At 71.4% G+C, this 11,960-nt stretch carries 12 protein-coding genes; 8 read left to right on the forward strand and 4 right to left on the reverse strand.

Translation table 11 applies throughout. The features are described 5' to 3' along the window. Positions 1-110 precede the first annotated feature (110 nt). Entirely contained in the window at positions 111-650 is a 540-nt protein-coding gene (locus AB0898_RS21245) for a hypothetical protein (protein ID WP_366804505.1), read from the reverse strand. Further along, positions 647-1,633, reverse strand: a complete 987-nt coding sequence (locus AB0898_RS21250) for a DUF4129 domain-containing protein (RefSeq protein ID WP_366804506.1) — start codon at positions 1,631-1,633, stop codon at positions 647-649. The genes AB0898_RS21245 and AB0898_RS21250 overlap by 4 nt, the downstream gene beginning before the upstream one ends. Before the next feature lie 203 nt (positions 1,634-1,836). Between AB0898_RS21250 and AB0898_RS21255 the strand changes: the two genes are divergently transcribed. Then, complete coding sequence (locus AB0898_RS21255) at positions 1,837-2,286, forward strand: hypothetical protein (protein WP_366804507.1); 450 nt, start codon at positions 1,837-1,839, stop codon at positions 2,284-2,286. Positions 2,287-2,409: 123 nt separating this feature from the next. After that, positions 2,410-2,895: a GNAT family N-acetyltransferase gene (locus AB0898_RS21260; protein WP_366804508.1), complete on the forward strand. Its 486-nt coding sequence runs from the start codon at positions 2,410-2,412 to the stop codon at positions 2,893-2,895. A gap of 4 nt (positions 2,896-2,899) precedes the next feature. On the opposite strand, the gene AB0898_RS21265 is transcribed toward AB0898_RS21260, so the two are convergent. Next, positions 2,900-4,144, reverse strand: a complete 1,245-nt coding sequence (locus AB0898_RS21265; protein WP_366804509.1) for an MFS transporter — start codon at positions 4,142-4,144, stop codon at positions 2,900-2,902. 125 nt (positions 4,145-4,269) lie between these two features. Here AB0898_RS21265 and AB0898_RS21270 point away from each other — a divergent pair, with 125 nt between their 5' ends. Together AB0898_RS21270 and AB0898_RS21275 are read left to right on the forward strand one after the other, a co-directional pair. Beyond that, the gene (locus tag AB0898_RS21270; protein ID WP_366804510.1) at positions 4,270-4,644 is read left to right on the forward strand and encodes an ArsR family transcriptional regulator; all 375 of its coding nucleotides are present in this window, start codon (positions 4,270-4,272) and stop codon (positions 4,642-4,644) included. Between the two features lie 81 nt (positions 4,645-4,725). Continuing rightward, positions 4,726-6,186, forward strand: a complete 1,461-nt coding sequence (locus AB0898_RS21275) for a membrane-associated oxidoreductase (protein ID WP_366804600.1) — start codon at positions 4,726-4,728, stop codon at positions 6,184-6,186. Here the strand turns inward: AB0898_RS21275 and AB0898_RS21280 are convergent. Next, on the reverse strand, positions 6,173-7,120 hold the full coding sequence (locus AB0898_RS21280; RefSeq protein WP_366804601.1) for a DUF1731 domain-containing protein: 948 nt from the start codon (positions 7,118-7,120) through the stop codon (positions 6,173-6,175). The genes AB0898_RS21275 and AB0898_RS21280 overlap by 14 nt on opposite strands. A 531-nt stretch (positions 7,121-7,651) precedes the next feature. Between AB0898_RS21280 and AB0898_RS21285 the strand changes: the two genes are divergently transcribed. The 4 genes from AB0898_RS21285 (at position 7,652) to AB0898_RS21300 (ending at position 11,865) form a co-directional block, all read left to right on the forward strand. After that, positions 7,652-8,674 (forward strand): sugar ABC transporter substrate-binding protein, encoded by a 1,023-nt coding sequence (locus tag AB0898_RS21285; protein WP_366804511.1) that lies wholly within the window; start codon positions 7,652-7,654, stop codon positions 8,672-8,674. 179 nt (positions 8,675-8,853) lie between these two features. Beyond that, positions 8,854-9,849, forward strand: a complete 996-nt coding sequence (locus AB0898_RS21290) for an ABC transporter permease (RefSeq protein WP_366804512.1) — start codon at positions 8,854-8,856, stop codon at positions 9,847-9,849. Then, positions 9,846-10,682, forward strand: coding sequence for an ATP-binding cassette domain-containing protein (locus AB0898_RS21295; protein WP_366804513.1), 837 nt, complete (start codon positions 9,846-9,848; stop codon positions 10,680-10,682). Before AB0898_RS21290 ends, AB0898_RS21295 begins: the two co-directional genes overlap by 4 nt. Before the next feature lie 148 nt (positions 10,683-10,830). Continuing rightward, positions 10,831-11,865 carry a LacI family DNA-binding transcriptional regulator gene (locus AB0898_RS21300; protein ID WP_366804514.1) on the forward strand — a complete coding sequence of 345 codons (1,035 nt, stop codon included), beginning with the start codon at positions 10,831-10,833 and terminating at the stop codon, positions 11,863-11,865. Positions 11,866-11,960 lie beyond the last annotated feature (95 nt).

Genomic DNA, 11,960 nt, shown 5'->3' on the forward strand with positions numbered 1-11,960 from the left:
GCAGGGAGGCGTGGGTGCGGGGTCGGGCCGGGTGGCATGGGCCGGGGGCGGGCCGAGCGGCTGGGCAGCGGGGTCGGCCGCCGCACCCCCGGCCGGAGGGCTTCCGGCCGTCACAGGGCTTCCAAGCGGTCGAGCAGGGAGCGCAGGACGGGCTCGGAAAGGGTCGGCTGCGGAGCGGTCGCCGCCCCGGGGTCGATCCACGGCCACAGCCCGGCTCCGGTCAGCGCCCGGGCCCGCTGCGGGTTCCGGTACATCGCCACGCCGTGCCGTTCGGCCAGCCGGGCGGCGAACAGCCGTTGCAACTGCGGCCGCATGACGGTGTCGAGGTCCGTTTCGCCGTCGTCCGCGAGGGCCTTGGCCACGATGGACTGCCACCCGCCGAGCACCGGGGCCCGGCTGTCCAGCAGGCGTACCGGCGCGCGATAGCCGCTGTCCTGGGCGGCGGCGCCCGCGGCATAGCGGCCCAGGACCAGGCCGCCCGCGGTGATGAGGGCGAGACCGGCGGCGGCCGCGGTGATGCCGTCGGTGAGGACGAGCAGTACTTCGGTCCCGGCCGCCGCGGTGCCCAGTACGGCCAGCGAGTGGCGCACCGAACCGGGCTTCCCCTGCGCGGAGTTGACGAGGGCCCGTATCCGGGCGGCCGCCTTCACGAGACACCTTCCACGGCGTCGGGACCGGGCGTCCGCGAACGCAGGCCGTCGGCGATCTCGGCCAGCGCGGCGGCGGCCCGGTCGCGGTGACCGCCGTCCATCGGGTGGGTGGAGTAACGGGCTTCGCGGAACAGGGCGGTGAGCGTGGCGGCGGCCGCCCCTGTGGACAGGCCCCCGGCGACGGCCCGTTCCAGCAGGTCCTGTGGGCTGTCCGAGGCGTGCCGGGTCACGCCGGAAGCGGCGAGCGACTGCTCCATGGCGGCGTAGCACGCGATGACGGCCGCGCGGGCGTCGGTTCCGTCCCGCAGGGCGCGGCGGCCGGAGTCGACGGCTCGGGCCAGGCGTTGCCGCTCGTCGTCGAGCGTCGCGTACGTCGCCGTGCCCTGCGGCGCCGACGGCCGGGTCAGATACCGCCACAGGCGCAGCCCGGCGATCACGACGGCCACGACGAGCAGGGCGATGACGAGACCGAGCAGGACGCGCTTCAGCCCGAAGTGCATGACGTGGCCCGGGTGTTCGGCATGCCGGCCAGGCGGCACACTGGATCCGAGGTCGGCCGGCGGGCTGGGAGGCGGCTGCGACGCCCTGCCGCCGGACTCGTCACCGCTGCCGGACATACCGAACCGGTGCAGGACCAGCACGAGTACCGGCACGACCAGTGACGCGGCCAGCAGAACGCGGGTCACTCCGTCCGCCAACCGCTCTTCCACCGGGGTGAGTTCCCCCGCGCCGTCGACCCGCTCCCGGTACTTCCCGCGCAGCGCCGAGACGCCAAGGGCTCCCAGCAGGGCGAGGCCCAGCACAAGGACGGGGTTGCCGCCGAGCGGCCCCCGGCCCTTGGCCCACAGCCCGGTCTCGGTGCGCAGCAACAGCGCCCCCAGAGCCACTCCGCCCACCACCAGCACCACCAGCGCCGCCTGCGCGGGAGTTATCGCGCTGTGCCGCCCCCGACCACCCGCCGCACGATCCCGCCTCACCGTCATGCCCCTCCCCCGTGTGATCGGCAGCTTCGCATACGGGGCTACGGTGTGTCAGCAGGGGCTGGTGAGGGGACTGCGGCCAGGGTGAGTTCCGTGTTCCGGTCCGTGTCGCACCAGGCCGTCAAACGGCATGCGGTCCTCGCTCCACGAGATCGGCGTCCCGGCCGGGAACGCGTCCCGGTCGGCCGGGTGCCATGATCGTGCGCATGGGAGCGCTCTTCGGCTACTACGCCGCCGCTGATGACGACGACGCCGTTCGAGCTGTGGTCCGCGAGGACGGGCAGCCGACGGGAACGGGTTATGACGCGTTCGTCGTGAAGGGTGTCGATCCGGTGGTCGAGTTGCTGCCCGCCGAGGTGCTCGTCACCGGGCGAACCGCCGATGCCGTCGAGGCTGATCCGCGCCATGGGCATGTGGCCGGGATGGCGGGTGGCGGAGAAGTCGTCACGCTGTCGCTCACGGACTCCTTTCGTGACTCCCTCGCCCGTTTCGACCGGGGGCAGTTGGGCGATGTGACCCGCGGTTGGTCCGCGTCGAATGTCTTCAGCGCCCAGTCGGACCTGAGTGGACTCACGGGATTCTTGGAGGATCTCGCCGCTCTCGCGGAAAGGGCGCTCGCTCGCGGTCACCGGTTGTACTGCTGGATCAGTGTGTAGTGACGCTGTGTTCAGCCTGCCGCCAGGGCACGCTTGCGCCGCAGAGGGAAGCCGGCCCGCCGCGATCCCCTCGGGGAGCCGCTCACCCTGGCGCGGGGTCAGCATCTGGCCGAGGATGCCGGCATGGACGCGCAGAAGGTGACCTTGCGGAGGATGACGCCGGCGGAGTACGAGGAGGCGACCGCGCATCGTGAGGCCGAATCGGCCCGGGAACTCGGCAAGTTCATGCCGTACGAGGTGGCGCGGGAGCGGGCGCGGGCGGGTACCGCTCAGTTCCTGCCGGACGGGGTCGAGACGGCTGGGCATCGGCTCGTGGTGGCGGTCAACGGGGCCGGTGAGGTCGTGGGGAACGCGTGGATCGGCCCGGACCCGCGGCAGGCCGCCGGTACCGCCGACTCGGCCTGGCTGTACGACATCAACGTGTACGAACCGTACCGGCGCCGGGGATACGGCTCGGCCGTCCTCGTCGCCGCCGAGGAACTCGTCGCCCGCGAGGGGAAGAAGTCGCTCCATCTGAACGTCGTCGGGGACAACGAGGCAGCCATCGCCCTGTATCAGCGCAACGGCTACCACGTGTCGTCGATGTACCTGGCCAAGCAGATTGAGTGACAGGTCAGTTGACCGGCTTCCTCGCCGGGTCTCCGGCCACCAGGACCACCCCGCCGCCCACGACCGCCAGCCCGAGCAGGACCGCGCCGAACACCGTCGTCCCCGTCGTCAGGCCGACCGCGTCGCTCAGATAGCCGGCCAGGACCGGAAGGGTGCCCGCCATGAGGTAACCGCCCACGTTCAGCGCGGCGTTGGCCTCGGCCAGGCGGGCCGGCGGGACGGTGGAGTTGAGCAGGGAGAGGCCGCCGAGCTGGCCCAGGCCCTGGCCCGCGCCCGCGAGCAGCGCCGCGAGGACGAGCGCGGATACCGAAGCCGTGGCGACGGCCGTGATCAGCGCCGCCATCGCGAGCGCGGTCGCCGTGGCACCCGACAGCAGTACAGTGCGCCGCTCCAGGCGCCGGACCGCGAACTGCACACCGGTCGCGGCGAGGAACATGACGAAGGCCAGCGCGCCCGCGACGACACGGCTGGTGGTGTCGAGCAGGCCGGTCAGGAGTGAGGGGCCGAGGGACAGCACGAACGAGGTGGCGGTGATGCCGGGGGCGAACACGGCGATTCCTCGGGCGAGTTGACGACCGCTTCCCGTCGGCACGGCGGGTACCCGGATCCAGGCGCCCCGGGCGGGTGACGTGGGGCGGGCCAGCGGCATGCGCAGTACGGCGAGCACCGCGGTGAGCAGGAGGGCGGCCTCCACGGCGAAGACGGTCACCGTCGGCGCGGGCAGGGTCTCGGAGAGGACACCGGCGAGCAGCGGGCCGAGACCGGCGCCGAAGACCATCGCGCAGGAGGCGAGCAGGGCGCCGGTCCGCTTCCGGGCGGGTCCGGCGATGTCGCTCACCGCGGCCATCCCGGCCGAGACGACGGCGCCCACGGCGATGCCGGTGAACAGCCGGGCCACGATCAGCGCGGCGACGCTCGTCGCGGTGGCGAAGATCAGGCACGCGGCGAGGGCGAGCGCCAGCGCGGGGAGCAGGACGGGTTTGCGGCCGAGCCGGTCGGAGACGACGCCGCACACCAGGAGCGAGCCGAGCAGTCCGACGATGTAGAAGGCGAAGACCACGGTCAGCGTGCCCTTGGAGAAGCCGATGTCGTGCTGCCAGAGCACATAGAGCGGGGTCGCCGCGTTCGAGAGCACGAACACGGCCGTGACCGGCCACGCGGCCGGCCACACCCACCACAGCGGGACCGCATCACCCCGCCTCCTCTCGCTCGAAACCGCGCTGACCTGCGCCGTTCGCTGTCCGGGCATGACTGGTCCTCCCGACATCCGTTGTACGAGTCGAGTCGAACTTAGCAGGTAGTACGATGGAACTCGTACAGGGAGTTCGGTCCGGCCGAGGAAGCCGGGTCGCATCGCGTCACGAGGAGCCGCGCATGTCCGTCGCCGCAGGAACCGCAGCCACTCCCCCGCTGCCGGAGCCGCCCGGCCTGCCCGCGCCGCTGCCCGAGCCCTCGGTGGAGGACCTCCGCCTGGAGACCGTGCTCGCCGCGCTCAGCGATCCGCTGCGGCTGACGATCGTGCGCAAACTGCTCCTGGAATCCGAGCAGTTCGACCACCCCTGCGGATGGTTCGGCCTCGACCGGCCCAAGTCGTCGCTCACGCACCACTTCAAGGCCCTGCGCGAGGCGGGCGTCACGCGGCAGCGGCAGTACGGGCTGGAACGGCGCAGCCATGTCCGCGTCGACGATCTCAACTCCCGCTTCCCGGGCCTGCTGGACCTGGTGGCGGCTTGGCGACCCCAGGCGTGACACGGAGCCGATGCATCCACAAGTGGAGCCCGGCTCACCGCAGTTGACAGCTTCGAAGTGGCCCGACAGAGTCCCGGCGTGATCGACACCAGCGAGCTGACACCGGCCGAGACGCGTGTGTGGCAGGCCTTTCCGCGAGGCGAGTCCGTGGATTTCCGCACCGGGGACGAGGAGACGGCACCCGACGGTACAGACGCCGCCGAGCGGACCGTACGAGCGAGTGTGCTGCGGGCGCTGTTGCTCAAGACCGCGCAGGAAGAGGGCGAGATCGCCGCGCTCAAAATCACCGGCGCGCGGATCACCGGCGTACTGGATCTGAAGTACTCCTCGATCGACGCCGCCATCCGGCTGAGCCACTGCCGGTTCGACAGCGTTCCCAAGCTTTACGGCGCCCAGCTGCGCCAGCTCAATCTGAGCAACTCCGTTCTGCCGGGCCTGGACGCCGGGACCTTGCGGGTTGACGGAGTGCTGCGGATGGCGGACTGCCGCATGCGAGGGCCGGTACGGCTCGCCGGGGCACGGATCTCCGGGGCGCTGGTCATGGAACGAGCGGAGTTCACGGCGGCGGAGGGCTCCGGGCCAGTGCTGTGGCTCAACCAGGCAACGATCGGGGACGATCTGTGGGCGCCGGAAATGCGCGCGCACGGACAAGTACGGCTCACCGGAGCCTCCATCACGGGGCGAATCAATATTCAGGACGCCGAGTTCGACAACCCGGGCGGCGTCGCGCTGGACATGCAGAACCTCACCGCGGAGGCGCACATACAGGCGCGGTGCCTCCGTGCCCGAGGGCGGGTCGAGTTACGGGGCGCACGCATAGCGGGCCAACTCGATCTGCACCACGCCCGCCTGTCGCATCCGGGCGACACGGCCCTGCGGGCGAGCAGTTGCGTCATCGGCGAGCTGTGGCTACGGGGCAGTCACCGCATCGAGGGCGCCCTGAACCTGCGCCGCTCCCACATCGAGATCCTGACCCTCGAACCCGAGATGCTGCCCGAGCGGGTACTGCTCAGCAACCTCCGGTACACGGTCCTCGCTCCGCACGAGCCCGCCGAGCGCCGCCTCCCGATGCTGGAGCACGACGAGGGCCCGTACGAACCCCATTCCTACGAGCAGTTGATCGCGGCGTACCGCCACGTCGGCGACGACGACGCGGCCCGCCTCGTGCAGCTCGCCAAGCTGCGCCGCCGGCGCACCACGCTCGTCTGGTACGGACGGCTGTGGGGGCACGTCCAGGATGCCACCGTCGGCTACGGCTTCCGTCCGTTGCGCGCGGCCGTGTGGCTGCTGTCCGTCCTGGCGGTGGGCTCGATCGCGTACGGCCTGCACCACCCGCACCCCGTCAAGGCGGGCGAGGCCCCCGACTTCAACCCGGTCTTCTACACCCTCGATCTGCTCCTGCCGGTCATCGACTTCGGCCAGGAGTCGGCGTTCGCCCCTCGGGGCTGGTACCAGTGGCTGTCGTACGCCCTGATCATCACCGGCTGGATCCTGGCGACGACGATCGTCACGGGCGTGACCCGTACAGTCAGCCGTCAGTAGCCCTGGCCCGCCGTACGAGGGAAGCGGCCGCCCCCTCCCACTCGGGCCGGTCGAAGGTGAACCCCGCCGCGCTCAGCCGCCCCGGCACCACCCGCCGGCTCTTGAACAGCAGTTCCGTGTCCGAGCGCAGGGCGAACGCGCCCAGTTCGGCCATCCAGCGCGTCGCGGGCAGCCCCAGCGGGACACCCCAGGCCGTGCGCAGGGCTCGCATGAAGTCGCGGTGCGGAAGGGGGGCGGGCGAGGCGAGGTTCACCGGCCCGTCGAGGTCGTCGCGGGCGATCAGGAACTCCACCGCTCGTACGAAGTCCTCGTCCTGGATCCAGGAGACGTACTGCGCTCCGCCGGCCACCGGGCCGCCCAGTCCCAGCCGGACCAGTCGTGACAGGACGTCGAACACACCGCCCCGGTCCGGGCTCATGACCATCGCCGAGCGCAGCGCGACCTTGCGGGTGGCGGGAGTCGGCGCCTCGGCCTGGGCGCGCTCCCAGTTCTTCGCGATCTCGACGCTGTAGGCCCAGTAGTCCGGTACGCCGTGCTCGGCGCCGCCGATCACTCCGGTTGCCTCGTCGTTCGCCGCGTCGAAGCGGTGGGCGTAGACCGTCGCCGTGCTCATCTGCAGCCAGACGCGCGGCGGCCGTGCTGCGGCGGCGATCGCCTCGCCGACCACCCGGGCCGAGTCCACCCGGGAGTCCATCATGGCGCGCAGGTTCTCGGGGGTGTAGCGGCAGGAGACGCTGCGTCCGGCCAGGTTGATCACGACGTCGCAGCCGTCGATCGCCGCCGCCCAGGGGCCGAGGGTGGCGCCGTCCCAGCCGATCTCGTGCGCCCGGGTGGGGCGCCGGGTCAGTACCGTGACCTCGTGGCCGGCCGCAGTCAGCGCGCGGTCGAGAATCGCGCCCACCTGTCCGGTTCCCCCGGGCAGCACTACCTTCATCGCGTCCCCCTCGGTGTCGCTCGGCATCAGCGTAGCCCGTATTTTTGAACGCGTTCAACTCGGGAGGCGGATGTGCGGCAGGGCGCCGCGATGAAGGGCTCGGGGATCGCGTCGGAGGCACGGGAAGCCGTGGGGTCGGGAGAGGGCCCGCGCGGCGGGTGGCGTCGTCGCCCTTCCGGCCGGTCGGCGGCACGGCAGGCGGAACGCGGCCCGGCGTCGGCAACATGCGTCAGCGGCATGCGTCGGTGCCTCGCCGGGGGCGGCAGGTGCACCGATGATGCGTCACCGGCCCGGGGGCGTCAACGGTTCGGCGGGGACTGGTTCTTGAGGCGCGGGGAGCGGATGCGGCCGGGGTGACGGCGAACCGGTGCGTTGCCGATTTGTGACAAGTACAAGCCATTGACGTTGCCGGGAAACGGCGTCCATCATCCTCGCCATGCCGTGTCAACGATGACATAAGTCAACGATGACACCTCGGGACGGCATGCACCGATGCCGGCCGCGCCGCTCGCAATCCCGCAGGAGTCGTTCATGTCTCGCATCACCCGCCAGCGTCCGACCGTCCTCAGAGCCGCCGCGTGTCTGGGTGTCGCGGCGCTCACCCTCACCGCCTGTGGTTCCGGCTCCGGTTCGGGGTCCTCGGGCTCCGGCTCGGGTGGGGTCAAGGTGGGTCTGATCACCAAGACCGACACCAACCCGTTCTTCGTGAAGATGAAGGAGGGCGCGGAGCGGGCCGCCAAGCAGAACCACGCCAAACTGCTCACCGCCGCGGGCAAGTTCGACGGGGACAACGCCGGGCAGGTCACCGCCATCGAGAACATGGTGGCCTCCGGGGTGAAGGGCATCCTGATCACGCCGAGCGACTCCAAGGCGATCGTGCCCGCGATCCAGAAGGCCCAGGCCAAGGGTGTCCTGGTCATCGCGCTGGACACGCCGACCGAGCCGCAGAGCGCGGTCGACGCGCTGTTCGCGACCGACAACCTCAAGGCCGGCGAGCTGATCGGCCAGTACGCCAAGGCCGCGATGAAGGGCAAGAAGGCGAAGATCGCCACGCTCGACCTCGCGCCGGGTGTCTCGGTCGGCGTCCAGCGGCACGACGGTTTCCTCAAGGGCTTCGGCGTCGGCGCCAAGGACCCGTCGGTGGTCTGCTCCCAGGACACCGCGGGCGACCAGGCCAAGGGGCAGACCGCGATGGAGAACTGCCTCCAGAAGGAGCCCGGCATCAACCTCGTCTACACCATCAACGAGCCTGCCGCGCTGGGTGCTTACACCGCGCTGAAGGCCAAGGGCCGCGAGAAGGACGTACTGATCGTCTCCGTCGACGGCGGCTGCACCGGCACCAAGGCCGTCAAGAGCGGCCAGATCGCGGCCACCGCGCAGCAGTACCCGCTGAAGATGGCGGCGGAGGGCGTCAAGGCCGTGGTCTCGTACGCCAAGGGCGGTAAGAAGGCGTCCGGTTACACCGACACCGGCGTCAACCTGATCACCGACAAGCCGCAGTCCGGGGTCACTTCGAAGGACACCGCGTACGGCCTGGACAACTGCTGGGGCTGAGCCGCCCCGAGGCCGTACGCCACCGACCGGGGCGGCCGTCCCTACTCCCCTGAGGGACGGCCGCCCCTTCCGCCCCCAACGCGCTCTCGCGCGCGGGCAGTTCACAGCCGGAACATCTCAACACCCCTGAATCCCCGCCCCGAAGTCCTCCCGCACGGCCCCTTCGACAAGGACTCCGCATGACAGCCACGACCCCGCCGTACGCCGATCTCTCGGCGCCCGGTACGGCGCGCCGACTGCTCACGGCGCCGACCACCGGCCCGCTGGCCGCGCTCCTGATCGCCTGCGTCTTCTTCTCCTTCTCCACCGACCAGTTCCTGACCGGCGGCAACTTCTCGCTGATCGTGCAGCAGGTCATGGTCGTGGGGACGCTCGCCATCGGGCAGACCCTGATCATCCTCACCGCCGGCATCGACCTGTCGTGCGGCGCGGTGATGGCGCTCGGCAGCATCATGATGGCCAGGATGGCCGCCGAGGGCACGCTGCCGCCCCTGCTCGCGATCGGGCTCGGGCTGCTGGTGTGCGGCGGATTCGGGCTGCTGAACGGGGTGTTGACGGAGAAGATCCCGCTGCCTCCGTTCATCGTGACGCTCGGCATGCTCAACGTGGCCTTCGCGCTGACCCACATCTACTCCAACGAGCAGACGGTCACCCAACTGCCCTCCATGCTGACGGCACTTGGGCAGACCTTCCCGCTCGGGCACACCGACATCACCTACGGCTCGCTGGTGACCATCGCCCTGTTCCTGCTGCTGGCCTACGCGTTGAGCAGCACCGGCTGGGGCCGGCACGTGTACGCGCTGGGCAACAGCGTGGAGGCGGCGCGGCTGAACGGTGTGCGCACCTCGCGGCTGACCATCGGCGTGTACACCGTCGCCGGGCTGCTGTACGGCGTGGCGGCGCTGCTGCTCATCTCCCGTACCGGAGTGGGCGATCCGCAGGCCGGCCAGACCGACAACCTCGACTCCATCACCGCGGTGGTCATCGGCGGGACGAGTCTGTTCGGCGGGCGCGGTTCGGTGCTGGGCACGTTCATCGGTGTCCTGATCGTCGGCGTCTTCCGCAACGGGCTCCAGCTGATGGGCGTCGCGTCCATCTACCAGACGCTGATCACCGGAATCCTGGTGATCCTCGCGGTGACCGTCGACCAGTTCTCCCGGAAGAAGGCCCGATGACCACCGCCGACTCCCCCACCCCCGTCCTCCAGGCGCGCGGTCTGGTCAAGCGGTACGGGCAGGTCACCGCGATCGACGGCGCCGACTTCGATCTGCTGCCCGGTGAGGTGCTGGCCGTCATCGGGGACAACGGGGCGGGCAAGACGAGCCTGATCAAGGCGCTCACCGGGGCGCTGGTGCCGGACGCGGGCGAGATCCGGCTGAACGGCGAGCCGATCCGGTTCTCGGGTCCGCAGAGCGCGCGGGCGCACGGCATCGAGACGGTGCATCAGGACCTCGCGGTCGCCGCGTCCATGGACATCGCGTCGAACATGTTCCTCGGCCGTGAGCTGCGGCGTCCCGGGGTGCTCGGCAGTGTCTTCCGGATGCTGGACAAGAAGCGGATGCGGCAGGAGGCGGCCGGGCACATGGCCGATCTGAAGATCGGGCTGCGCTCGCTCACCCAGGCCGTCGAGACGCTGTCCGGCGGGCAGCGGCAGGCCGTGGCGGTGGCGCGGTCGGTCGCCTGGGCGCGCAGTGTCGTGGTCATGGACGAGCCGACCGCCGCGCTCGGCGTGAAGGAGTCCGGGCAGGTGCTGGACCTGATCCGGCGGGTGAAGGACAGGGGGCTGCCCGTCGTCCTCATCAGCCACAACATGCCGCACGTCTTCGAGATCGCGGACCGTGTCCACGTACACCGGCTGGGCAAGCGCGTGGCGGTGATCAAGCCGTCGGACTACTCGATGGCGGAGGTGGTCGCGATCATGACCGGTGCGCTGACCGTGGACGAGAGCGGGGATACTGTCGTCGCCGACTCCGAGGCCGTGAAGGCCGCCGGGGTCGAGACCCCCTGACATCCGGGCCGCGACCCCTCTGGCACCCGGGGTCGCGGCCCCGCCCGACACCGCGGGCCGGCACCGACGCCGGCCCGGCGGGCCGGCACTCACGCGTCTTCGGCCGGGGCCGCGGCCGGAGCCGACGAGCACAGGAGACGTTTGCTCCATGGCAGCGAACCGCCGCCCCACCCTGGCCGACGTCGCACGCGAGGTCGGTGTCAGCGCCAAGACGGTCTCCCGGGTCCTCAACGAGGACGGGCCCGCCTCGGCGGTTACCAGGGAGCGGGTGCTCGCCGCCGTGGCCCGCCTCGGCTTCCAGCCGAACCTGATGGCCCGCAACATCCGCGTCGGCGGGCCCGACACCACGATCGGGCTCGTCGTGCCCGACCTGGGCAACCCCTTCTTCGGCGCGGTGGCCGGCAGCATCGAGGACAGCGTCCGCGAGCGGGGGCTGACCCTGCTGATGGGCTCTTCGGCGGACGACGCGGACCGCGAGCGGGCGCTGACGGACAAGTTCCTGGCGCGCCGGGTCAGCATCCTGATGGTGGTGCCGTCCGTGGGCGCCGACCACGCCCATCTCAAGCCCCATCGCGCGGCGGGGCTCCCGGTGGTCTTCGTGGACCGGCCGGGCGCGGGGCTCGCCACGGACAGCGTGGTCAGCTCCAACCGCGAGGGTGCGCGCGCGGGCGTGGCCCATCTGATCGCCCACGGGCATCGCCGGATCGGGTTCGTCGGTGACCTGCCGACCAAGCTCTACACGCGTCGCGAACGGCTCGCCGGGTACCGCGAGGCGCTGCGGGAGGCGGGGCTGCCGGACGACCGGCTGCTGGTGGCGAGCGCCCACGACCAGCGGGGTGCGGGCGAGGCGACCGCGCGGCTGCTCGCGCTGCCCGATCCGCCGACGGCGCTGTTCGCCGGCAACAACATCGTCGCCGTCGGCGTCGTCGCCCGCCTCGCCCGCGACCGGCGCAAGGACGTCGCCGTGGTGGCCTTCGACGACATCGCCCTCGCGGACGCCCTCGAACCGGCCCTCACCGTGGTCGCCCAGCACCCCGAGGAGATAGGCCGCACGGCCGCCGTCACCGCCCTCGCCCGCCTGGACGGCGACCGCAGCCGGGTCCGCACGGTCACAGTGCCGACGCGGCTGATCGCGCGGGGGTCGGGGGAACGAGGGGCAGTCGACCAGGCAACACCCCGGTGAGGGACGGGCGTTGACCGCGCCCCGGCCCGGTGGCGTGACCATCCGGACCGGGGCGACCGAGCGGCCGGCTGCTGGTCTCTTCGCGGGTGTCGCAG

The organism is Streptomyces sp. NPDC005435, assembly GCF_040703155.1.
Lineage (GTDB): Bacteria > Actinomycetota > Actinomycetes > Streptomycetales > Streptomycetaceae > Streptomyces.